Origin of the sequence: Pseudonocardia sp. 73-21 (genome assembly GCF_001899645.1) — a bacterium.
Classification (GTDB): Bacteria; Actinomycetota; Actinomycetes; order Mycobacteriales; family Pseudonocardiaceae; genus Pseudonocardia.
The window spans coordinates 48909-71119 of sequence record NZ_MKVV01000038.1 but is presented as its reverse complement, the minus strand read 5'-3'; the positions used below and the strand labels follow the sequence as shown (position 1 = coordinate 71119).

At 72.3% G+C, this 22211-nt stretch carries 19 protein-coding genes and 1 pseudogene; 15 read left to right on the top strand and 5 right to left on the bottom strand.

Annotated elements, in window-relative coordinates:
* Positions 1 to 63 precede the first annotated feature (63 nt).
* Positions 64 to 4740: an ATP-dependent helicase gene (locus BGP03_RS11060; RefSeq protein ID WP_298798760.1), complete on the bottom strand. Its 4677-nt coding sequence runs from the start codon at positions 4738 to 4740 to the stop codon at positions 64 to 66.
* 284 nt (positions 4741 to 5024) lie between these two features.
* Here BGP03_RS11060 and BGP03_RS11055 point away from each other — a divergent pair, with 284 nt between their 5' ends.
* Positions 5025 to 5525, top strand: coding sequence for a hemerythrin domain-containing protein (locus tag BGP03_RS11055; protein ID WP_296371159.1), 501 nt, complete (start codon positions 5025 to 5027; stop codon positions 5523 to 5525).
* 113 nt (positions 5526 to 5638) lie between these two features.
* Here the strand turns inward: BGP03_RS11055 and BGP03_RS11050 are convergent, their stop codons facing one another.
* Entirely contained in the window at positions 5639 to 6922 is a 1284-nt protein-coding gene (locus BGP03_RS11050; RefSeq protein WP_298798763.1) for a CoA transferase, read from the bottom strand.
* Positions 6923 to 6950: 28 nt separating this feature from the next.
* Here BGP03_RS11050 and BGP03_RS11045 point away from each other — a divergent pair, with 28 nt between their 5' ends.
* From BGP03_RS11045 to BGP03_RS35870, 3 genes are all read left to right on the top strand, one after another.
* Positions 6951 to 7145, top strand: a complete 195-nt coding sequence (locus BGP03_RS11045; protein WP_296371155.1) for a DUF3046 domain-containing protein — start codon at positions 6951 to 6953, stop codon at positions 7143 to 7145.
* Between the two features lie 202 nt (positions 7146 to 7347).
* Positions 7348 to 8397 carry a recombinase RecA gene (gene recA, locus BGP03_RS11040; RefSeq protein WP_296371153.1) on the top strand — a complete coding sequence of 350 codons (1050 nt, stop codon included), beginning with the start codon at positions 7348 to 7350 and terminating at the stop codon, positions 8395 to 8397.
* A 2-nt stretch (positions 8398 to 8399) separates the two neighbouring features.
* Positions 8400 to 9485 (top strand): RecX family transcriptional regulator, encoded by a 1086-nt coding sequence (locus BGP03_RS35870; RefSeq protein ID WP_363093568.1) that lies wholly within the window; start codon positions 8400 to 8402, stop codon positions 9483 to 9485.
* A 374-nt stretch (positions 9486 to 9859) separates the two neighbouring features.
* On the opposite strand, the gene BGP03_RS11030 is transcribed toward BGP03_RS35870, so the two are convergent.
* A complete protein-coding gene (locus BGP03_RS11030) occupies positions 9860 to 10528 on the bottom strand; it encodes a hypothetical protein (protein ID WP_296371257.1) in 669 nt (222 codons plus the stop codon).
* A gap of 60 nt (positions 10529 to 10588) precedes the next feature.
* On the bottom strand, positions 10589 to 11536 hold the full coding sequence (locus tag BGP03_RS11025) for a LysR substrate-binding domain-containing protein (protein ID WP_296371151.1): 948 nt from the start codon (positions 11534 to 11536) through the stop codon (positions 10589 to 10591).
* Positions 11537 to 11614: 78 nt separating this feature from the next.
* On the opposite strand from BGP03_RS11025, the gene BGP03_RS11020 reads away from it, so the two are divergent.
* The 6 genes from BGP03_RS11020 to BGP03_RS10995 all read left to right on the top strand — a co-directional run bounded on the left by BGP03_RS11020 (position 11615) and on the right by BGP03_RS10995 (position 18667).
* A complete protein-coding gene (locus tag BGP03_RS11020; RefSeq protein WP_296371149.1) occupies positions 11615 to 12325 on the top strand; it encodes a succinate dehydrogenase cytochrome b subunit in 711 nt (236 codons plus the stop codon).
* A gap of 17 nt (positions 12326 to 12342) precedes the next feature.
* The gene (locus BGP03_RS11015) at positions 12343 to 14283 is read left to right on the top strand and encodes a fumarate reductase/succinate dehydrogenase flavoprotein subunit (RefSeq protein ID WP_296371147.1); all 1941 of its coding nucleotides are present in this window, start codon (positions 12343 to 12345) and stop codon (positions 14281 to 14283) included.
* Complete coding sequence (locus BGP03_RS11010) at positions 14283 to 15038, top strand: succinate dehydrogenase/fumarate reductase iron-sulfur subunit (protein ID WP_298798764.1); 756 nt, start codon at positions 14283 to 14285, stop codon at positions 15036 to 15038. The genes BGP03_RS11015 and BGP03_RS11010 overlap by 1 nt, the downstream gene beginning before the upstream one ends.
* A gap of 147 nt (positions 15039 to 15185) precedes the next feature.
* Complete coding sequence (locus tag BGP03_RS11005; RefSeq protein ID WP_298798765.1) at positions 15186 to 15986, top strand: hypothetical protein; 801 nt, start codon at positions 15186 to 15188, stop codon at positions 15984 to 15986.
* Between the two features lie 12 nt (positions 15987 to 15998).
* Complete coding sequence (locus BGP03_RS11000; protein WP_296371141.1) at positions 15999 to 17915, top strand: fumarate reductase/succinate dehydrogenase flavoprotein subunit; 1917 nt, start codon at positions 15999 to 16001, stop codon at positions 17913 to 17915.
* Complete coding sequence (locus BGP03_RS10995) at positions 17912 to 18667, top strand: succinate dehydrogenase/fumarate reductase iron-sulfur subunit (protein ID WP_296371140.1); 756 nt, start codon at positions 17912 to 17914, stop codon at positions 18665 to 18667. The genes BGP03_RS11000 and BGP03_RS10995 overlap by 4 nt, the downstream gene beginning before the upstream one ends.
* A gap of 97 nt (positions 18668 to 18764) precedes the next feature.
* Here BGP03_RS10995 and BGP03_RS10990 read toward each other — a convergent pair whose 3' ends face one another.
* Positions 18765 to 19058, bottom strand: a complete 294-nt coding sequence (locus tag BGP03_RS10990; RefSeq protein ID WP_296371138.1) for a hypothetical protein — start codon at positions 19056 to 19058, stop codon at positions 18765 to 18767.
* Positions 19059 to 19084: 26 nt separating this feature from the next.
* Here BGP03_RS10990 and BGP03_RS10985 point away from each other — a divergent pair, with 26 nt between their 5' ends.
* The 5 genes and pseudogenes from BGP03_RS10985 (at position 19085) to BGP03_RS10970 (ending at position 22179) form a co-directional block, all read left to right on the top strand.
* Entirely contained in the window at positions 19085 to 19411 is a 327-nt protein-coding gene (locus BGP03_RS10985) for a hypothetical protein (RefSeq protein ID WP_296371136.1), read from the top strand.
* A gap of 41 nt (positions 19412 to 19452) precedes the next feature.
* A pseudogene (locus tag BGP03_RS35865) lies at positions 19453 to 19737 on the top strand (DUF6597 domain-containing transcriptional factor); the annotation flags it as partial.
* A 469-nt stretch (positions 19738 to 20206) separates the two neighbouring features.
* Positions 20207 to 21142, top strand: a complete 936-nt coding sequence (locus BGP03_RS10980) for an NAD(P)-dependent oxidoreductase (RefSeq protein ID WP_296371132.1) — start codon at positions 20207 to 20209, stop codon at positions 21140 to 21142.
* A gap of 38 nt (positions 21143 to 21180) precedes the next feature.
* Positions 21181 to 21573, top strand: a complete 393-nt coding sequence (locus BGP03_RS10975) for a pyridoxamine 5'-phosphate oxidase family protein (RefSeq protein ID WP_296371130.1) — start codon at positions 21181 to 21183, stop codon at positions 21571 to 21573.
* Between the two features lie 9 nt (positions 21574 to 21582).
* Positions 21583 to 22179, top strand: coding sequence for a dihydrofolate reductase (locus tag BGP03_RS10970; protein WP_296371128.1), 597 nt, complete (start codon positions 21583 to 21585; stop codon positions 22177 to 22179).
* Positions 22180 to 22211 lie beyond the last annotated feature (32 nt).

Below are 22211 nucleotides of genomic sequence, written 5' to 3'. Positions count from 1 at the left end.
CGGCGGCGTCCCGCGCGGTCGTCACGGGGGCGGTGGCCCAGGTCGAGAAGGTACTGGCGATGATCACGCCCTCAGCCGCAGCCCCTTCGGGGTGACCCGGAAGCCCGCGTCGGTGAGGACGTCGGCGAGCTCGGAGCCCAGCGACCCCACACCGTCGGCCCGCTCCACGGCCAGCGACCCGAGCCAGCCCTCGTGCACCGCCCCGGCCAGGGCCTGCGCGGCGGCGTCGAGCACCGGCCGCTCGGTGGTGAACGACAGCAGCGACTTCCCCCCGCGCTCGACGTACAGCACGGGCGCACCCTCCACGAGCACCACCAGCGCGCCGGCCTTGCGTCCCGGACGGTGCTTGGTCTCCCCGACCGTGGCCGGCCAGCCGAGCGCCGCGCCGTAGGGCTGGGCGGGATCGGCGGCGGCCAGCACGACCCGCGAGAGCCCACCGTCCTCCGACGCGGCCTGGCCGTCCGGCCGGGACATGGCCCGGAGCCGGTCGATGGCGCCCGGCACCGCGAACTGGGCCGCCCCCAGGCCCTCGACGACGTAACCGCGCCGCACGCGGCCGGAGTCCTCCATGGCCCGCAGCACCCGGTAGACCGCCGCGAACCCGCCCGTGACCCGCTCGGTGCCCAGCGCCCCGCGGGTGAGCACGCCGTGGCGTTCCAGGAAGACCTCCGCCTTGGCGTGGGCGCGACGGGTGGGGTCGGGTTCGCGCTCCACGGCCAGCGCCCACCGCCCGCCCACCGACGGCGGCCCGCTGCGGCTGGGCATGGCCGGACGCCCGGCGCGGAGCTGGGCGTAGCGGCCGCGCGACGCGGTGCGGCGGGTGCGGTGTGCCCCCGTGCCGCCGCCGGCCCGGCCGACGCCGAGCCGGGCGCGCAGCGGCCCGAGCGTGTCGCCCGTGAGCAGCCCGGCCCACACCAGATCCCAGATGGCGGTGACCACGGCGTCGTCGCCGGGCTGGGACTCGCCGGCCTCGACGAGCGCGCGTCCGGCCTGGTCGGCGAGCTGTCGGAAGAACAGGGCTCCGCCGCCGACGGGTGGCGCGTCGAGGTCGGGCAGACCGAGCGACGCCAGCACCGCCCGGTGCAGCGGCGTCTCGGCGACGTCCGGCTCGGGTTCGGGCAGCAGCAGATCGGCCACGTCGGACGGGGCGACGGCGATCCAGCCGTCGCTGCCCACCAGCGGCCCGCAGCCGGTCCATGTGACCTCGCCCGCGGCGGTGAGCTCGTCGAGCAGCGCCGGGGTGTAGCCGGGCAGCCGCGCGGGCAGGATCAGCGACTCCAGCGCGCTGGCCGGGAGCGGCGCGCCGGCGAGCTGCTCCACCACCCCGAGCACGTCCTCGGCCCCGGGCGCGCTCCGCATCCGGCCGCGCCGGGAACCCTCGGCCCCGGTCTGGACGCCCTGCCAGGCGGGCAGGAACCGGCCGAGGGCCTGCTGCTCCACGGGCTCGACCTCGGCGCGCAGCCGCGCGAGCGACGCCCGCCGCAGGCGCCGCAGCACCTCCGCGTCGCAGTAGTCGATGCCCTCGGACGCGGGCCGCAGCTCGCCGCGCACCAGCCGCCCGGAGCCGACGAGCCGGTCGAGCACCCCGGCCACCACGGCCACGCCGAGCCCGAACCGCGCCGCGCACGCGGCGGCCGGGAACGGGCCGTGCGAGCGGGCGTAGCGCAGCACGAGATCCCCGAGCGGATCGGCCACGGGCTCGGTGAACGTCTCCGGCACCCCGACGGGCAGGGCCGCGCCCAGCGCGTCGCGGACGCGCCCGGCGTCCTCGATGGCGATCCAGCGCTCCTCGCCACCCATGCGGACGCGGATGGCGCGACGCGACTCCTGCAACGCGACCAGCCACCCCTCCTGGATGCCGCGCTGCGCCGCCTCCTCGACGGTGAGGTCGCCGAGGAACCGCAGCAGGTCGGCGGCCCCCTCGGCGTCGCGGGCGTGCCGGTCCTCGGCCCGGCGCTGCAGCGAGGCCTCGACCTCGGCCAGCACCTCCGGGTCGAGCAGCTCCCGGATGGCCTCGGAGCCCAGCAGCTCGGCCAGCAGCGTGGAGTCGAGCGAGAGCGCGGCGGCCCGGCGCTCGGCCAGCGGCGCGTCGGACTCGTAGAGGAACATCCCGATGTAGCCGAACAGCAGGCTGCGCGCGAACGGCGACGGGTTGGGGGTGGCCACCTCGACGACGTGCACCTTGCGCGACTGCACGTCGGCCATCAGCTCCCGCAGGCCGGGGAGGTCGTAGACGTCCTGCACGCACTCGCGCATCGCCTCGAGCGTGACGGGGAACTGCTCGTAGCGCCCGGCCACGGCCAGCAGCTGCGCCGACTTCTGACGTTGCTGCCACAGCGGGGTGCGCCGCTTGGGATCGCGGCGGGGCAGCAGCAGCGAGCGCGCGGCGCACTCCCGGAACCGCGACGCGTACAGCGACGACGAGCCCAGCTCCGCCACGACGATCTGCTCGATCTCGGCCGGCTCGAGCAGCACGTCCTCGGCGGTGGGCACCACCTCGGCCCCGGCGTCGTCCACCGCGTCGGGCAGCCGCAGCACGATGCCGTCGTCGGCGGCCGCGGCGTGCACCTGCACCCCGCGCCGCTCCCGCATCCGCGCGGCGATGGCCAGTGCCCACGGCCCGTTGACCTGCGACCCGAACGGCGAGTGCACCACGAGCCGCCAGTCGCCCAGCTCGTCGCGGAAGCGCTCCACCAGGATCGTGCGGTCGCTCGGCACGTGGCGGGTAGCGTCACGCTGCTCGTGGAGGTAGGCGAGCAGGTTGTCGGTGGCCCAGGTGTCGAGCCCGGCGGCGGCCGCCCGCTCGCGCGCGGGCTCCTCACCCAGCGCCGACATCTCGCGGACGAACGCCCCCACGGCGCGCCCGAGCTCCAGCGGCCGCCCGATCGACTCGCCCTTCCAGAACGGCATGCGGGCGGGCACCCCCGGCGCGGGAGTGACGATCACGCGGTCGTGGGTGATGTCCTCGATGCGCCAGCTCGACGTGCCGAGCAGGAACGTGTCGCCCACCCGCGACTCGTAGACCATCTCCTCGTCCAGCTCGCCCACGCGCGACCCCGCGCCGTCGGCCCCGCCGGGCGTCATGACCATGAACAGGCCGCGATCGGGGATGGTGCCGCCGGAGGTGACCGCGAGCCGCTGGGCGCCGGGACGGCCCTGGAGCTGGTCGGTGACACGGTCCCACGTGATGCGCGCCCGCAGCTCGCCGAACTCCTCGGACGGGTAGCGGCCGGCGAGCATGTCGAGCACGGAGTTGAGCGCCGAATCCGGGAGCGCGGCGAAAGGAGCAGCGCGGCGGACGACCCGGGCGAGGTCCTCGTAGGACCACGGCTCCAGCGCCACCATCGCCACGATCTGCTGGGCCAGCACGTCGAGGGGATTGCGCGGGTAGCGCATCGACTCGATGCGCCCGCCCGCCATCCGCTCGGCCACCACCGCGCACGACACGAGGTCGCCGCGGTACTTCGGGAACACCACGCCCTTGGAGACGGCCCCGACCTGGTGGCCCGCGCGGCCCACCCGCTGCAGCCCGGACGCCACGCTCGGCGGCGCCTCCACCTGCACGACGAGATCGACCGCGCCCATGTCGATGCCGAGCTCCAGGCTGGAGGTGGCCACCACGCACGGCAGCAGCCCGGCCTTGAGCTCCTCCTCCACGAGCGTGCGCTGCTCGCGGGACATCGACCCGTGGTGGGCCTTGGCGACCACCGGTGGGGCCCCGCCCCCGATGCCCGACTGGCCGATGGCCTCGGCCGGGAACTCGTCGAGATCCTGAACGCCCTCTGCCTCCTCGGCGGCCAGCTCGTTCAGCCGCGACGTCAGCCGCTCGGCCAGCCGCCGGGAGTTGGAGAAGACGATGGTGGACCGGTGCTCGCGCACCAGCTCCAGCAGCCGCCGCTCCACCGCCGGCCAGATCGACGGCTTCTGCGCCGTGCCGGCCGCGGAGCCGATGACCTCCTCGTCGGAGCTGCCCGGGGCCGGCCGCTCGTCCAGCGCCGCGAGATCGGGCACCGGCACCTCGACCGACACCTGGATGACCTTGGCGATGGGCGGCTGCACGATCTCCACCGGCCGCGCCCCCGCCAGGAACGTGGACACCTCGTCGAGCGGGCGGACCGTGGCCGAGAGCCCGATGCGCTGGGCCGGGCGATCCAGCTGCTCGTCGAGCCGTTCCAGCGACAGCGCGAGGTGCGCACCCCGCTTCGTGCCGGCGACGGCGTGCACCTCGTCGAGGATGATCGTCTGGACCCCCCGGAGCGACTCGCGCGCCGCCGACGTGAGGATCAGGAAGAGCGACTCCGGCGTGGTGACCAGCACGTCGGGAGGTGTGCGGGCGAACTGGCGCCGCTCGTCGGCCGGGGTGTCGCCGGTGCGCATGCCGACCGTGATGTCCGGGACCGGCAGCCCCAGCCGTTGCGCGGCCTGGCGGATGCCGGCCAGCGGTGAGCGCAGGTTGCGCTGCACGTCGACCGCGAGGGCCTTGAGCGGGGAGACGTAGAGGACGCGGCAGCGGTGCTTCGCCTCGGGCGGCGGGGGTTGCGCAGCCAGCCGGTCGAGTGCCCAGAGGAACGCGGCGAGCGTCTTGCCGGAACCGGTGGGGGCCACGACCAGCGCGTGCTTCCCCGCCTGCGCGGCGCTCCACGCACCCTCCTGGGCGCCGGTGGGCGCGGCGAAGGCGCCCGTGAACCAGTCACGGGTGGCGGGGGAGAAGCCCTCGAGCGCGCTCACGTGGACCATCATGCGCCGGGGGTCCGACAGTTTCGCGGCGGCGGCGTCGCGGACGGGCCAGGACCAGCCCGACCGCGGCCGCGCGGACGACCGCCCCGGGCCCCTCGAGATGGGCGGGGCACCCCTACGAACAGGACCGGATGCGCGCCACCTCCGCCCGCCTCACCGGGGGCGATGCCGTCGCCGACCACCCGCACCTGCTCCACGAGGGCCCCACCTTGCTCGCGCCGTCGCCCGGGCGCGTGACGCGGCCGCCGCGGCGTTTACGGGAGCCGCCGAGGGGCAATTCTGTGCCCATGCCCGACGTCATCCGTCTCATCCTCGACGACCACGAGAACTTCCGGACCCGGTTCGAGGAGCTGTTCGCCCAGCGGGGGAACACGCAGGCCGCCAACGAGATCTGGCTCGGCCTCGCCGCGCGGCTGGAGATCCACGCCTCCGCCGAGGAGGCGCACTTCTACCCGGCGCTGCTGCAGAACGTGGAGGGCAGCGAGGACGAGACCAAGGACGCCATCGGCGACCACGACGAGATCCGCGAGGGCATCCGGCGCTCCGAGGCCGCCGAGGTCGGCAGCGACGAGTGGTGGGCCGGCATCCAGGACGCCCGCGACGCCAACGACGAGCACCTCGCCGAGGAGGAGCGCGACGACATCCCGGACTTCCTGCGCGTCGCCTCCGTCGAGTTCCGCCAGGAGCTCGGGGCCAGGTACGAGCAGTACTTCGCCGAGCACCCCGGCGGCCGCGGCCTGTCGGGCGAGGACAAGGACCCCGACGCGTACGTCGAGGCCAACAGCTGATCAGCGCCTGCGGTTCTGCCAGAACCATCGCAGCAGCAGAGTCAACGACGCGAGCAGGACCAGCAGCACCACGACCTGACCGACCGGGGACGAGAAGCCGGTGGGGTCGGTCGTCACGACGCCCAGCCCGGCTGCGCGGCCCCGAAGGCGGGTGGGGGATCCGGCCAGCTCAGCCCCCGGCCGTCGACCGTGCCCGGGGGCAGCGCCAGCGTCAGCACGCCGTCCGGGGCCTGCACGTCGGTGAGGTACGGCGTGGCGTCGACGTCGGGGATCGCACCGGCGTCGACGTGCGGCGCCGACTGCAGCCAGCCCGCCGTCCCCACCAGCGACAACCGGACGTGGTGCGTGCCCCCGTCGCGACGTTGCCGGGCCAGCCCGAGCAGGGCGCCCGCCGCGCCGAGGTATCCGGTGGCGTGGTCGAGGACCTGCGCGGGCAGCGCGCCCGGCTTCTCGGGTGATCCCTCCTGCACGGCGATCCCGCACGCGGCCTGCACGAGGCTGTCGAACCCCCGCCGGCCGCCCCACGGTCCCCGGTGGCCCCACGCCGAGAGCGTCACCACGACGAGTCCCGGGTGGCGTTCCGCGAGCGCCCCGGGCGAGAGGCCGAAGGGGTCGAGCGCGCCGGGCCGGTACCCCGCGACCACCACGGCGGCGCCCGCCAGCAGCTCCTCGCGCGTGGCGGCGTCGGCCAGGTCGAGCAGGGCGCTGCGCTTGCCCGGCAGCATGTCCCAGTACTGCAGCGGGATCTCCGGACGGTCGGGTGCGTCGACGCGGAGCACGTCGGCGCCGTGCGCGGCGAGCGTGCGGGTGGCCACCGGGCCGGCGATCACCCGCGTCAGGTCCAGCACCCGCGGGCGTCGCCGGGGCCGGGCGGGGGCGGGCCCCAGCTCCCGGAGCTCGACCAGCGGTGGTGGCTCGCCCGCGGTGGCCCGCCACTCCTGCTCCGTGCGCACCGCGGCCGCGACCCCGCCCGCCTCGTGCACCGCCGTCTCCAGCTCGACGGCGCCCCGCTCGGCGATCGCGGCCGGCGCCTGCCCCTGCGTGCACCCCAGGACGGCCAGCGCCGCGGCCCGGTGCCACGGGTAGTTCGCGTGCAGCCGCAGCCAGCCGTCGGCGGTGCGGTGGAACGCCGAGAGCGGGTCGAACGGGCTGCCCGGCGACCGCCCGTCGCGGAGCAGGTACCGCTCGCTGCGGAGGGCGATCGCGAGCTGCCGGGTGTCGAGTGCGACGGGGCCGGTGGTGGCGGCCAGCAGGCTCGCGCCCACGGCCGCGACACCCACGTCCGTGAGCGGGAACGTCGACGCCAGGACGGCCGGCGGGCCGCTCACGGTGAGCCGGTCGAGGTCCTCCGGCGCGCCACCCAGCGCGGCCCATACCCCGGGGAGCAGGTCGGTCATGCCCCCACCCTGCCATTACCGTGGTCGGGTGCGACTGACCTACTTCCGCGAGCTCATGGAGACGGAGTTCGGCCCGGCCCGGGCCTCGTCGGTGTCCCACGACCACGTGTTCGCCCAGCTCGGGGACCGCACGGTGGAGCAGGCGATCGAGTTCGGGTACGACCCGAAGGACGTGTGGGCCGCGGTGTGCGAGGTCTACGACGTGCCGCCGGCCCGACGTTGACCTCCGAGCCCGCCGCTGGGCGCGGCATCGTAGACGTTCGGCGTGTCGATGTCGCCGGTCGAACAGGCGTTCGCTAGTCTCTGTCCACATCGCGGTGTGACTGTCCACAGATCCGCATCGCGTCCACGGATTGTCGGTGGTCCCCCCTACCGTCGACGACAGACCGACAGACCGTCCCGATCACTGAGGTGGAGACCCGACGATGGCACCCGCATCCACGCCCGACCGCGCGAAGGCCCTCGAGCTCGCGCTCGCGCAGATCGAGAAGAACCACGGCAAGGGCTCCGTGATGCGCCTGGGCGACGACACCCGTCCGCCCATCGGCGTCATCCCCACGGGCTCCATCGCCCTCGACGTCGCGCTCGGCGTGGGCGGCCTGCCCCGCGGCCGCGTCGTGGAGATCTACGGCCCGGAGTCCAGCGGTAAGACCACGGTCGCACTGCACGCCGTGGCCAGTGCCCAGGCCGCCGGCGGCATCGCCGCCTTCATCGACGCCGAGCACGCGCTCGACCCCGAGTACGCCAAGGCGCTGGGGGTCGACACCGACGCCCTGCTCGTCTCCCAGCCCGACACGGGTGAGCAGGCGCTCGAGATCGCCGACATGCTGATCCGCTCCGGTGCGCTCGACATCATCGTCGTCGACTCGGTGGCGGCGCTGGTGCCCCGCGCGGAGATCGAGGGCGAGATGGGCGACAGCCACGTCGGCCTCCAGGCCCGGCTCATGAGCCAGGCGCTGCGCAAGATCACCGGTGCGCTCAGCAACTCCGGCACCACGATGATCTTCATCAACCAGCTGCGCGAGAAGATCGGCGTCATGTTCGGCTCGCCGGAGACCACCACGGGTGGCAAGGCGCTCAAGTTCTACGCCTCCGTGCGCCTCGACATCCGCCGCATCGAGACGCTCAAGGACGGTTCCGACTCGGTCGGCAACCGCACCCGCGTCAAGGTCGTCAAGAACAAGGTCGCGCCGCCGTTCAAGCAGGCGGAGTTCGACATCCTCTACGGCGTCGGCATCAGCCGCGAGGGCTCGCTGGTCGACGTGGGCGTGGAGCAGGGCATCGTCCGGAAGTCGGGCGCCTGGTACACCTACGAGGGCGACCAGATGGGGCAGGGCAAGGAGAACGCCCGCAAGTTCCTCAAGGAGAACCCCGACGTCGCGGCCGAGATCGAGAAGCGCATCAAGGAGAAGCTCGGCATCGGCCCCGTGCTCGACGCCGAGGCGGCCCCGCTGCCCGCGCCGGTCGACTTCTGAGCATGACACCACGGGTCGTCCGCCTCGACGAGGTCGCCGAGCCGGAGCGGGCGGCGCCGGTGGCGAGCTTCGGCGGGGATCCCGTCCACCGGTCGGATCCGGCGGCCGACCGGCCCGGGATGTTCGACCGGCTCGACGCCCCGGCTGCCGCACCCGTTGCGCCGGTGGGGGAGGCGGACGACCACGGCACGACGGCGGCCGGGGCCGCCGAGGTCGCCGACATCGCCGGTCTGGACGCCGCTCCAGCAGCTGTGTTCCGGGCGGCCGAGCTCACCGGCCTCGCGCCGGGCGGGCGTGGTCGGCGATCGGCCACGCCCGGAGGCAGGAGCCCGCGGCGCCGTGCCGCGGTGCCGCGTCCGGATGCGGCCGAGCCGCCGGGGCCGGCGCCACGCTCCCGCCCGCACGCCGCCGGTCGGACCGATCCCGTCGCACCCATCGACCCGGTCGGGCCTCCCGACGGGAACGAGGCGACCGGCACCGGATCCCGCGGGCGCGGCCGTTCGGAGGACCGGTCGGCGCGGCGCGGCGGGGGCGGTTTCGGCAGCCGGGGGAGGCCGGCCGAGCTCGATCCCGACGCCGACCCCGTCGCGGCGGCCAAGGAGATCTGCCTCCGCCTGCTCTCCGACCGGGCCCGCACCCGCCAGGAGCTCACCCAGGCCCTCGCGCGCAAGGGTGTGCCCGACGAGGTGGCCGACGGCGTGCTGGAACGGTTCGACGAGGTCGGCCTCATCGACGACGCCGCCTTCGCCGGGCAGTGGGTGCGCTCGCGTCACAACCACCGCGGCCTGGCCCGCCGCGCCATCGCGATGGAGCTGCGCCGCAAGGGCGTCGACGACGAGGTGGCGAGCGAGGCCCTGGAGGAGGTCGACCAGGAGTCGGAGGAGCGCCGCGCCCGCGAGCTGGTCGACCGCAAGCTGCGCACCGTCCCCGCCGACACCCCCGAGCTGCGCAAGAAGGCCGCCACCCGCCTGGTCGGCATGCTCGCCCGCAAGGGCTACGGCGGCGGCGTCGCCTACCGGGTCGTCCGTGAGGCCCTGGCCGCCCACGGCGCGGAGATCGACGAGCTGGGCACCGACCCGGTCGACTGACGCCGGGGCCGGCTCCGGCCCGATCGTGGTCACCGGCTGGGGACACGGAGCCGTCCCCGGCGCGGTCCCCGGTCCCGAGATGCCGGTCGAGGAGGACGCGGGGCGCCGGGACGCAGTCGTCGACGAGATGTCGGTGGCCGCTGCCCAGGGTCGACCCGGCCTCATCATGGCCGCGATCGGAGCGCTCCCCGCCTCACGGCGCCCCCGACCGCGCTCGCCACTGGGTCAGTCCCGCCCGGAACCATCCGTCGGTGGACCCTGAGGTCGGCCGCGCCATCCGTCCCCGGCCGGCACCGCGATCCGGTCCATGATCGCGGGGAGTGGGTACCGGTCGGCCGGATGTGGCCTTCCCTGCCCGCTCCTGGCGATCACGGCTACTTCTTCTGCCGCCGACTCCCGCCGTGCCAGTCCTCCTGCTTCCCGGCCTCGTCCTCGGCGACGCCGAACGCCCGCAGCTGGGGCCGCTCGCGCAGGCTCCGCTTGATCTCGGCGAAGCCGGGGAAGCGGGCCAGGGCGATCACGTGGTCCCACAGCTCACCCGCCTCGGTGTCCGAAGGCAGGCGGCTGATCACCGGCCCGAAGAACGCGACCCCGGTGGGCGGCTCGAAGTGCAGGATCGGGGTCCCGACGTCCTTGCCGGTCAGGGCGAGCGCCTCGTCGGTCCCGGCCTGGATCTGCTCGTCCCAGCTCGCGTCGTCCAGTGCGTCGGCCAGGGATGCGGGCAACCCCGACGCCTCCAGCACCGGGACCAGGAACGGCCGCGTGCCACGGGCCCCGTCGGTGTTGTCGGAGGAGGACGGGCTGTCGAAGATCGCCGAGCCCAGTGCGGCGTACAGGGTGGCCACGGCGTCCGGGCCCCGGTCGGCCCGGGTCGCCGCCGCCACCCGCAGCAGACGCAGGCCGGCGGTGTGGCCGGCCTCGTACTCCGGCGGGAAGTGGGCGTCGTAGTCGATGTGGCTGTTGAGCAGCCGCAGCGAGATGAACCGCCACTCGACGGTGTAGTCGCGCTGGGCCTGCACCTGGCGCACCCACTTGCTGGTCATCCAGGCGAAGGGACACACCGGGTCGAAGTAGAAGTGGATGTCGGCGGGCACACGGAGAGGTTAGGCCGGATCGGGTCGTCTCAGCACCTGCACGTCGCCGGGGAAACCGCCCGCCGCCGACAGGTCCGACAGGAACGTGAGCAGCGTGTCGCGGAACGCCTTCACCGCCTGGGTGGGCACGAGATCGGCCCGCCGGGCCAGCGCGACCGTCCGGTACAGCGCCGGCGTCAGGACCGTCCGGCGCAGCCGCGGCCGTCCGGCGAACACGAGGTCCGGCACCACCGCCACCCCGGTGCCGGCCTCGACCATCCGCAGCACGGCGTCCATCTCCCCGCCCTGCACGGCGAACCGCGGCGTCGCACCCGCGTCGGCGAACGCCTGCAGCGTCGTCTCCCGCACGTCGTAGCCCTCCCGCGGCACCACCAGCGGTCGGCGGGCCAGCTCCTGCATCCCCATCGACCCCCGCGAGCCCGGTGAGCGGCCCGACGCCGGCGACGCCACCGACAGCCGCTCGCGCAGTAGCGGCGTTGTGTGCAGAGCCTGGTCGACCCCGGCCGGCGGCACGATCACCATCGCCACGTCGATCTCGCCACGCACCAGCGACCGCACGAGCGGCTGCGACCCGCTCTCGACCAGCTCCAGCTGGATGTCGGGATACGTCGAGTGGAAGACACGCAGCACGTCGGCCAGCACGCCGATGCACAGCGACGGGGTGGCGCCCACGCGGACGCGACCCCGGCGGAGCCCGACGATGTCGGCCACGGCGACGCGCGCGGTCTCCATGTCGGCCAGCATCCGCCGGGCCAACGGGAGGACCGCCTCCCCGGCGGGGGTCAGGACGGGCCCGTCGCGCCCGCCGCGGTCGATCAGCGGGGAGCCCAGGTCGGCCTCGAGGGCCCTGAGCTGGCGCGACAGCGTGGGCTGGGCCACTCCGACGGAGTCGGCCGCCCGGGTGAAGCTGCGCACATCCGCGACCGCGACGAAGTACGAGAGCTGCTGCAGCGTCATGGGAATAGCGTAACGCTATGGATTACGGCCGGTGGATGCATTGGACGATGATCGGAAGCGATACTCATCCTTGCGTCCATGGTGACGGTCCAGAAGCGCCCTGGTGGCGCAGGTGTGCGGCGGCTCAGGAACACCTCACTGCAGCTCAAGATCGTGATGGCGGTGACGGGCGCGATCTCGGTGCTCTACCTCGTCCTGCACATGATCGGCAATCTCAAGATCTTCCTGGGCCGGAGCGAGCTGGACACCTACGCGGAGTTCCTGCGCACCGTCGGTGAGCCCGCGCTGCCGTACTCGACGCTGCTGTGGATCATCCGCGTGGTCCTGACGGTGTCGATCGTCCTGCACATCGTCTCCGCCACGATCCTGGCCCGCCGCGCGGCCAGGGCGCGGCCGGTCAGGTACGCGGCCACGCCGAAGACACCCGGCTCCTACGCCGCGCGGACGATGCGGTGGGGCGGCGTGATCATCCTGCTGTTCATCGTCTACCACATCCTCGACCTGACGACGGGCACGCTGAACCCGAACGGCGTCGGGGGCGCGGTCTACGACAACGTCGTGAGCGACTTCGCCCCGAGCCGCTGGTACGTCACGCTCTTCTACACGCTCGCCGTGGTCGCGGTCGGTTTCCACCTGCGCCACGGCATCTGGAGCGCCCTGCAGACGCTGGGGCACTCCTCCGGTGCCCGCCGGCACGCCCAGAAGGTCACCTCGACGGTGATCGCGGTCGTGCTCACCGTCGGGTTCCTGGCCGTCCCGTTCGCCGTCACCTTCGGATTGGTTGCCTGAGAAAGGGAGCAGTACGCATGTACTCCGACTTCACCATCGGCGACCCCGTCGTCGACACGGCCGCGCCCGAAGGTCCGATCGAGGACCGCTGGGAGAAGCGACGCTTCGGCGTCAAGCTGGTCAACCCGGCCAACAAGCGCAAGATGAAGATCATCGTGGTGGGCACGGGCCTGGCCGGCGGCTCCGCGGCCGCCACGCTGGCCGAGGCCGGCTACCAGGTCGCGAGCTTCTGCTATCAGGACAGCCCGCGCCGCGCCCACTCCATCGCCGCACAGGGCGGCATCAACGCCGCCAAGAACTACCGCAACGACGGAGACTCGGTGCAGCGGCTGTTCTACGACACGGTCAAGGGCGGCGACTTCCGCGCCCGCGAGTCGAACGTGCACCGCCTGGCCGAGGTCAGCGTGCAGATCATCGACCAGTGCGTGGCGCAGGGCGTGCCGTTCGCCCGCGAGTACGGCGGCCTGCTCGACAACCGCTCCTTCGGCGGCGTGCAGGTCTCCCGCACCTTCTACGCGAAGGGGCAGACCGGCCAGCAGCTCCTGCTGGGCGCCTACCAGGCCCTGGAGCGCCAGATCGACGCCGGCCGCGTCGAGATGCACTCCCGGCACGAGATGCTCGAGCTCGTGGTCGTCGACGGCCGCGCGCGCGGCATCGTGGCGCGCGACCTCGTCACCGGTGAGATCGAGACCCACCTCGCCGACGCGGTGGTGCTGGCGAGCGGTGGCTACGGCAACGTCTTCTACCTCTCCACCAACGCCAAGGGCTGCAACGTCACCGCGAGCTGGCGCGCGCACCGCAAGGGCGCGCTGTTCGCCAACCCGTGCTTCACCCAGATCCACCCGACGTGCATCCCGGTCTCCGGTGACCACCAGAGCAAGCTGACGCTGATGAGCGAGTCGCTCCGCAACGACGGCCGCATCTGGGTGCCCAAGGAGATGGGCGACCTGCGCCCGCCGCAGGAGATCCCCGAGGACGAGCGCGACTACTTCCTGGAGCGCCAGTACCCGGCGTTCGGCAACCTGGTGCCCCGCGACATCGCCAGCCGCGCCGCCAAGAACGTGTGCGACGCCAAGCGCGGCGTCGGACCGTCGGGGCTGGGCGTCTACCTCGATTTCGCCGACATCATCGAGCGCACCGGCCGTGACGCCGTGGCCGCGAAGTACGGCAACCTGTTCGAGATGTACGAGCGCATCACCGGCGAGGACCCGTACACCACGCCGATGCGCATCTTCCCCGCCGTCCACTACACGATGGGCGGGCTGTGGGTCGACTACGACCTGCAGAGCACCATCCCCGGCATGTTCGTGGTCGGCGAGGCCAACTTCTCCGACCACGGCGCCAACCGGCTCGGCGCGTCGGCGCTGATGCAGGGACTGGCCGACGGCTACTTCGTGCTCCCGGTGACGATCGGCGACTACCTCGCCAGCAACCACCTCGAGCCCGTCGACCCGGACGCGCCGGAGGTCGGCGAGGCCCGCAAGACGGTCGACGACCGCATCCGGAAGCTGCTGTCGATCGACGGCACGCGCACCGTCGACTCGTTCCACCGCGAGCTGGGCCACATCATGTGGGACTACTGCGGCATGGAGCGCACCGAGGACGGCCTGCGCAAGGCCCTCGACCTCATCGCCGAGCTGCGCCGCGAGTTCTGGCGCACGGTGAAGGTGCCGGGCTCGGCGGCCACGCTCAACCAGTCGCTGGAGAAGGCCGGCCGCGTGGCCGACTTCCTCGAGCTGGGTGAGCTCATGTGCCTGGACGCGTTGCACCGCAACGAGTCCTGCGGCTGTCACTTCCGGGCCGAGAGCCAGACCGAGGACCACGAGGCGAAGCGCGACGACGAGAACTTCGGCTACGTCGCCGCGTGGGAGTACGCGGGCGCGGGCGAGCCACCGGTGCTGCACAAGGAAGACCTGAACTTCTCCTACGTCCACCCCAGCCAGCGGAGCTACAAGTAATGAGACTCACGCTCAAGATCTGGCGCCAGAGCGACGCCGACGCCACGGGCACGATGGTCGGCTACCAGGTCGACGACGCCGACGAGGACATGTCGTTCCTGGAGCTGCTCGACGTGCTCAACGAGAAGCTCATCCTCTCGGGCGACGAGCCGGTGGCGTTCGACCACGACTGCCGCGAGGGCATCTGCGGCTCGTGCTCGATGGTGATCAACGGCCACCCGCACGGCCCGCAGAAGGCCACCACGGCCTGCCAGCTGCACCTGCGCCACTTCCGCGACGGCGAGACGATCACCATCGAGCCGTGGCGCGCGGCGGCGTTCCCGGTGATCAAGGACCTGGTCGTGGACCGCAGCGCGTTCGACCGCATCATCCAGGCGGGCGGCTACGTCAGCGTCCCCACGGGGGCCGCGCCCGACGCCCACGCCACCCCGGTGCCGAAGGTCCACGCCGACCGCGCGTTCACCGCGGCCGCGTGCATCGGCTGCGGCGCGTGCGTGGCGGCGTGTCCGAACGGGTCGGGGTCGCTGTTCCTCGGCGCGAAGATCACCCACCTCGGTGAGCTGCCGCAGGGCCAGCCCGAACGCGACGGCCGTGTGGTGCGGATGGTCGAGCAGCACGACGCCGAGGGCTTCGGCGGCTGCACCAACACCGGGGCGTGCACGGTGTCGTGCCCGAAGGAGATCCCGCTCGATGTGATCTCCCAGCTCAACCACGACTACATCGCGGCGACGAGCGGCCGGGGCAGGATCGCCTGACGTCTGTATCGATCACGACGAGCCCGCCTGGTGACCCCTGTCACGAGGCGGGCTTTTCGTATGCCCCCGCTCACCAACCGTGCCCCAACCGTCGTACCCTCCGGATCACTTTCCGAACCGTGATTCCCGAAACGAGGACCCAACGACGTGTCGTCCACCACAGATGCGTCCCTCGGCCGCGCGCAGATCGCGGCCCGGACGCTCCGCACCGACCGGTGGTGGCTGCCACCGCTGCTGAACTTCACCGGCCTGGCCGCGTGGGTCATCTACGCGACCGTGCGCGCCTTCGTGCAGAAGGACTACTTCGTCGCGGAGTACAACTACCTCACGCCGTTCTACTCGCCGTGCGTGTCGAACGGCTGTGTCGAGGCGTCGGCGCACTTCGGACGCTTCCTGCCGGACGTGTGGTTCCTGCCCTACGCGAGCCTGACGCTGCCGTTCCTGCTGCTGTTCCGGCTCACCTGCTACTACTACCGCAAGGCCTACTACCGGGCGTTCTGGCTCTCGCCGCCCGCGTGTGCGGTGGCCGAGCCGCACAAGAAGTACACGGGTGAGACGCGCTTCCCGCTGCTCGGGCAGAACCTGCACCGCTACTTCTTCTACATCGCGGCGCTGATCTCGATCATCAACACCTACGACGCGATCAAGGCGTTCATCAAGGAGGACGGGAGCTTCGGCCTCGGCCTGGGCAACATCATCCTGCTGATCAACGTGATCATGCTCTGGGCGTACACGATCTCGTGCCACTCGTGCCGCAGTATCATCGGTGGCCGCCTGAACCACTTCTCGAAGCACCCGATGCGCTACAAGGCCTGGGGCTTCGTGAGCAGGCTCAACGGCAAGCACATGCAGCTCGCATGGACGACACTGGCCACGTTGGCCATCACGGACTTCTACATCATGGCCGTCTCGGCCGGATGGTTCTCCGATCTCCGGATCGTGGGGTAAGGAATGACCACTGTGTCTGATTCAACTGAGGCAATCGAGAAGCACGAATTCGACGTCGTCGTCATCGGTGCCGGCGGTGCCGGGCTGCGCGCGGCCATCGAGGCCCGCAGCCAGGGCAAGCGCACGGCGATCATCTCGAAGTCGCTGTTCGGCAAGGCCCACACCGTGATGGCCGAGGGCGGCTGCGCGGCGTCGATGGGCAACGTCAACAGCAACGACAACTGGATGGTCCACTACCGCGACACCATGCGCGGCGGGAAGTTCCTCAACAACTGGCGGATGGCCGAGCTGCACGCCAAGGAGGCCCCGGACCGTGTCTGGGAGCTGGAGACCTACGGCGCCCTGTTCGACCGCACGCCCGACGGCAAGATCAGCCAGCGCAACTTCGGCGGGCACACCTACCCGCGTCTCGCGCACGTCGGCGACCGCACGGGCCTCGAGCTGATCCGCACGCTGCAGCAGAAGATCGTGTCGCTGCAGCAGGAGGACTTCAAGGAGACCGGCGACTACGAGGCCAACATCCGGGTCTTCCACGAGACCACGATCACCGAGCTGTTCAAGGCCGACGGGAAGATCGCCGGCTGCATCGGCTACTACCGCAACACCGGCGGGTTCGTGCAGTTCGACGCCCCGGCGATCGTGCTGGCCACCGGCGGCATCGGCAAGAGCTACTCGGTGACGTCCAACTCCTGGGAGTACACCGGCGACGGCCACGCGCTGGCCCTGCGCGCGGGCGCCACGCTGATCAACATGGAGTTCCTGCAGTTCCACCCGACGGGCATGGTGTGGCCGCCGTCGGTGAAGGGGATCCTCGTCACCGAGTCCGTCCGCGGTGACGGCGGGATCCTCAAGAACTCCGAGGGCAAGCGGTTCATGTTCGACTACATCCCGGACGTGTTCAAGGACCAGTACGCCACCACGCCCGAGGAGGGCGACCGCTGGTACACCGACGCCGACAACAACCGGCGTCCCCCGGAGCTGCTGCCGCGTGACGAGGTCGCGCGCGCGATCAACTCCGAGGTCAAGGCGGGCCGCGGGTCACCCCACGGCGGCGTGTTCCTCGACATCGCCTCGCGCCTGAAGCCCGAGGAGATCCAGAAGCGCCTCCCGTCGATGTACCACCAGTTCAAGGAGCTGGCGGACGTCGACATCACGAAGGAGCCGATGGAGGTCGGCCCCACCTGCCACTACGTGATGGGTGGTGTGGAGGTCGATCCCGACACCGGGATGTCGATCGTCCCCGGCCTGTTCGCGGCGGGCGAGTGCTCCGGCGGCATGCACGGCTCCAACCGGCTCGGCGGCAACTCGCTGTCGGACCTGCTGGTGTTCGGCCGTCGCTGCGGCAAGAGCGCGGCGGAGTACGTGGACGCCACGGCGTCGCGTCCGGTGGTCGCACAGGCCGACGTCGACGCGGCCGTCGAGCGGGCGTTGCTGCCGTTCTCCAGCGCCACCGAGGGTGGGGAGAACCCGTTCCAGGTGCAGCTGGAGCTGCAGAAGACCATGCACGAGCTCGTCGGCATCATCCGCAAGGCCGACGAGATGGAGATGGCGCTCAAGGCCCTGCAGGACATCGCCACCCGCACGCGCACCGTCAGCGTCACCGGGCAGCGCAGGTTCAACCCGAGCTGGCACCTCGCGCTCGACCTGCGCAACATGCTGCTGGTGTCGCTGTGCGTCGGCAAGGCGGCGCTGGAGCGTCAGGAGAGCCGGGGCGGGCACACCCGCGACGACTACCCGGTGATGGACTCCGACTGGCGCCACATCCTGCTCGTGCTCTCGGCGCTGGGCGAGGACAACATCGAGCTGGTGCGCAAGGAGCAGGTGCCGATGCGGCCCGAGCTGCTGGACCTGTTCGAGCTCGACGAGCTGAAGAAGTACTACACCGGCGAGGAAATCGGCGGACACCGTGCCGGGGAGGCCATGAAGTGAGCTACGACGCCCATTTCCGCGTGTGGCGGGGCGACTCCGAGAAGGGTGAGCTCGTCGACTACCCGGTGGAGGTGAACGAGGGCGAGGTCGTCCTCGACATCATCCACCGGCTCCAGCAGACCGAGGCCAACGACCTCGCCGTCCGCTGGAACTGCAAGGCCGGCAAGTGCGGCTCGTGCAGCATGGAGATCAACGGCAAGCCGCGCCTGGCCTGCATGACGCGCATGTCGACGTTCACCGAGACCGAGGTCATCACGGTCACGCCGCTGCGCACCTTCCCGGTGATCCGGGACCTCGTCACCGACGTGTCGTTCAACTACACGAAGGCGCGCGAGATCCCGAGCTTCGCGCCGCCGCCGGACGTGAAGCCGGGCGACTACCGGATGGCGCAGGTCGACGTCGAGCGGAGCCAGGAGTTCCGCAAGTGCATCGAGTGCTACCTGTGCCAGAACGTCTGCCACGTCGTGCGGGACCACGAGGAGAACAAGGAGGCCTACGCCGGCCCCCGCTACCTCATGCGGATCGCCGAGCTCGACATGCACCCCCTCGACGTCGCCGACCGGCAGGTGGCGGCGCAGGAGGAGCACGGGCTGGGGATGTGCAACATCACCAAGTGCTGCACCGAGGTGTGCCCCGAGCACATCAAGATCACCGACAACGCGCTGATCCCGATGAAGGAGCGCGTGGTCGACCGCAAGTACGACCCGCTGGTGTGGCTGGGGAACAAGATCTTCAAGCGCCCGGGCGCGTAGGGCCACCGAGGTTCAGGAAAGCCACTTTGCTGTCGTCGGACGACCGGAAAGTGGCTTTCCTGAACTGGGGCTCGGCAACCAAGATCCACCAGACGCGTCAGCCGCCCATCGAGCGGCGGATCTCCTCCAGCTTCGCCTTCGCGGCCTTCTCCCGCTCGGCCTCCTGCTCCTCGATCGAACGGCCCGCCGCGGTGTCGGCGGCGAGCTCGCCCATCCCGACGCTGGTGGCGAACCGGCCCTCGATCGTGGAGCGGACGTAGTCGAAACTCGGTACGCCGTGCTCGTCGTAGTCGGGGGTGAGGGCGGGTGGCGGGGGAGTGGCCGGGGCGGGTTCCGGCACGATCTCGGCATCGACGACGACGTCCTTGGCGGGCTCCGCGGGATCGCTCATGCCCCGATGCTGGCATGCTCGTCCGGGTGCGGACAGCCCACGTCGTGATCATCTACGACGTCTCGTGCCCGAACTGCTCGCGGATCGCCCGCGAGCTGCCCGATCTGGTGCGCGTCCCGGTCACGGTGCTGTCGTGCCGCAACCCGCGCCTCGGTGGCTGGTACCCGACGTTGCCGGCCCCGGTGCTCGCGTGCGGGACGCCGGCCGTCGGCGCGGTGGCCGAGGACGACACCGTGCGGTGGTGGACGGGTCTGCGCGGCGCGGCCGGGCTGCTGCCCGTCGTCCGCCCGGGCCGGCTGCGTGAGGCGGCGGGTCTGCTGTTGAGCGCGCTGCGCACCACCCGGGCCCGGTGAGGGTGACGGACCGGGCGGCCACGACACCGGACAATGGCGGCATGTCCGGGGGATCGACCTACGTCGAGCGCGTGCCGACGTCGAGGCTGACCGCGCTGGCGTCGTCGGTGTGGATCCAGGAGGTCGGCGAGCGGCCCCTGGCGCAGCGGCACGTTCTGCACGGCGGGGCCTCGGTGCTGTGCCTGCTCGGCGAGGAACCGCGGGTGCTCGGGCCCCTGACGCGGGCCACGTTCCAGGACATCCCGGTGGGCGGCACGGTGGTCGGGGTGCGGCTGCGGCCAGGCGTGCTCGGCGGGCTCGTCCGACGGCCGGCGGACGAGCTGGTGGACCAGGACGTCGCGGGCACCGACCTCTGGCGCGACCTGCACCGCCTCACCGACCGCCTCGGGGAGGCCCCGACTCCGCAGGTCGCGCTCGCCCGGCTGCAGTCGTTCGTCGCCCGGACGGCGGGCGAACCCGACCCGCTCGTCGACGAGGCCGTCCGCACTCTCATGCCGTGGCGCGGCGGCCGGCCGGCGGCACTGCCCGCGCTGCTGTCTATCTCCGAGCGCCAGCTGCGGCGCCGGTGCCGGGCGGCCGCCGGAGTCGGCCCCAAGGAGCTGCACCGCATCCTGCGGTTCCAGGTTTCGTCGCCCGCCTCCAGGCCTCCGTCGAGCGGCACCACGGCGCGGACGCCGACCTCGCGGGATGGGCCGTCGAGAGCGGGTACCACGACCAGGCCCACCTCACCCGCGAATGCCGCAGGCTCACCGGGGTACCCGGTGCCCCCCTCCGTCCCGTCGCGGGGGGACACCGATGATCCTCGTCACCGGCGGCCTGGGGTCCATCGGGTCGCACATTGCGCGGTCGTTGCTCGACCTGGGCGAGTCCGTCGTGCTCACCGCACACCGGTCCAGCGGGTTGCCGGCGGTCCTCGCCGACGAGCCCGCCGGCCGGGTGGCCGTCGAACCGCTGGACACCACCGACGGGGCGGCGTTCCTCGACATCGGGGCGCGCCACGAGATCACGGGCGTCGTGCATCTCGCAGCGGCCCGCCACGACGTCCCCGATCCGGTCGCGTACCTGCGCGCCGAGTCCCTCGCCCTGCTCAACGCGCTGACGGCGGCCCGGCGGTGGGGAGTGCGCCGCTTCGCCGTCGCCAGCTCCATCGCCGTGTACGCCGGGGTCGGGGAAGGACCGTTGCGGGAGGACGCACCGCTGCCGGCGGTGGCCGTGCACCAGATCCCGGTGTTCAAGAAGACCGCGGAGCTGTTCGCCGCGCTCGTCGGTGACAGCGCCGGGTTCGATGTGATCAGCCTGCGGATCGGCACGGTCTGGGGGCCGCTGGGTCTGCCGGACAACCCGTTCCTCGCCCTGCCCGGCCTGCTCCGCGCGGCGGTCCGCGGCGAGCACCCCGAGGCGCGGCCGCGCGTGCACACCGACGACACCACCGACCTCTGTTTCGTGAAGGACTGCGGCGGGGCCATCGCGCTGCTCGTGCTCGCCGATCGGCTCGGCCACCGCACCTACAACGTCTCCAGCGGGCGGTCCGCACGGTTCGGCGACGTCGCCGACGCCATCAACGCGCTGCTCCCGGGCGCGGGCATCAACCTCCCGTCCGGCCGTACCCCGGGCCGGCCGCCGGGGGGGCCACCTCGACATCACCCGGCTGCAGGCCGACACCGGATTCCGGCCCGACTACGACATCGAACGCTCCGTGGCGGACTACGCCGGTTGGCTCCGGAGCCATGACCGCTGACCCCGTCCCCGACCCTCCGGAAGGACCCGCCATGCCATTGCTCGACGACCACGCCCGCGAGCTGTTCGCCGGCCCGAACATCGCGCACGTCGCCACACTGCTGCCCGACGGTGCGCCGCACTCCGTGCCGGTGATGATCGACGTCGAGGGCGACCACCTCGCGTTCTTCACCTCGCCCGAGTCACGCAAGGGCCGGAACCTGCGCGCGGACGACCGGATCGCGATCTCGGTGACCGACCGGGAGAACCTCGTGCGCAGCGCGCTGGTCCGGGGCCGGGTCGTGGGACGGGTCGGCGGCGACGCCGGCTGGGCGATCATCGACCGGATCTTCGCCTCCTACACCGGCGGCCCCTACCCGCGCCACGAGCCCCGTGAGGTGTTCCTCGTCGCGCCGGACCGGGTGATCGTCCCTTCGTTCGGCTGAGGAGCTGAGATGGCAAGAGTGGTCATGCATGCCGTCGTGTCCCTGGACGGTTTCATCGCCCGGCCCGACGACTCGGTCGGGCCGTTGTTCGACTGGTACGGCAACGGGGACACCGAGGTGGTCGCCACGCCGAGCGGATGGAGGTTCCGGGTCTCGCCGGCGTCGGCCGGCTACGTCCAGCCGTTCTGGGACGCCATCTCGGTCACCGTGATCGGGCGGCACCTGTTCGACACCACCGACGGCTGGGACGGCAAGCCCGCAGCCGGGGACGCGCTGGTCGTCGTCACCCACCGCCCGCTGCCCGAGGCGTGGCTCGCCGAGCACCCGGACGCTCCGTTCCACACCGCGGGCTCGGTCGAGGCGGCCATCGCCCTCGCCGGCGAGCTCGCGGGGGACGGCCTGGTCTGCGTGACGGCCGGTGACGTCGGCGGGCAGGCGTTCTCGGCCGGGCTGGTGGACGAGGTGGCGATGGACGTCGCCCCGGTGGTGCTGGGCGAGGGTGTGCGCTACTTCGGCGACCACGCCGGCACGGTGCTCCTCGACGATCCGGACCAGGTGGTCCGGGGCGACCGGGTGCTGCACCTGCACTACACGGTCCGGCGCTGAGCGCGCCGCGTCATGTGGTGACCCCGCCCGGT

Bases quoted from the DNA above. Each gene is read 5' to 3' on its own strand.
- recA (WP_296371153.1), top strand. From the start codon at position 7,348: ATGGCACCCGCATCCACGCCCGACCGCGCGAAGGCCCTCGAGCTCGCG.
- BGP03_RS35870 (WP_363093568.1), top strand. From the start codon at position 8,400: ATGACACCACGGGTCGTCCGCCTCGACGAGGTCGCCGAGCCGGAGCGG.
- BGP03_RS11060 (WP_298798760.1), bottom strand. From the start codon at position 4,740: ATGATGGTCCACGTGAGCGCGCTCGAGGGCTTCTCCCCCGCCACCCGT.
- BGP03_RS11050 (WP_298798763.1), bottom strand. From the start codon at position 6,922: ATGACCGACCTGCTCCCCGGGGTATGGGCCGCGCTGGGTGGCGCGCCG.
- BGP03_RS10990 (WP_296371138.1), bottom strand. From the start codon at position 19,058: ATGAGCGATCCCGCGGAGCCCGCCAAGGACGTCGTCGTCGATGCCGAG.
- BGP03_RS11020 (WP_296371149.1), top strand. From the start codon at position 11,615: ATGGTGACGGTCCAGAAGCGCCCTGGTGGCGCAGGTGTGCGGCGGCTC.
- BGP03_RS11030 (WP_296371257.1), bottom strand. From the start codon at position 10,528: ATGACCAGCAAGTGGGTGCGCCAGGTGCAGGCCCAGCGCGACTACACC.
- BGP03_RS10975 (WP_296371130.1), top strand. From the start codon at position 21,181: ATGCCATTGCTCGACGACCACGCCCGCGAGCTGTTCGCCGGCCCGAAC.
- BGP03_RS10980 (WP_296371132.1), top strand. From the start codon at position 20,207: ATGATCCTCGTCACCGGCGGCCTGGGGTCCATCGGGTCGCACATTGCG.
- BGP03_RS10970 (WP_296371128.1), top strand. From the start codon at position 21,583: ATGGCAAGAGTGGTCATGCATGCCGTCGTGTCCCTGGACGGTTTCATC.
- BGP03_RS11025 (WP_296371151.1), bottom strand. From the start codon at position 11,536: ATGACGCTGCAGCAGCTCTCGTACTTCGTCGCGGTCGCGGATGTGCGC.
- BGP03_RS11055 (WP_296371159.1), top strand. From the start codon at position 5,025: ATGCCCGACGTCATCCGTCTCATCCTCGACGACCACGAGAACTTCCGG.
- BGP03_RS11015 (WP_296371147.1), top strand. From the start codon at position 12,343: ATGTACTCCGACTTCACCATCGGCGACCCCGTCGTCGACACGGCCGCG.
- BGP03_RS11010 (WP_298798764.1), top strand. From the start codon at position 14,283: ATGAGACTCACGCTCAAGATCTGGCGCCAGAGCGACGCCGACGCCACG.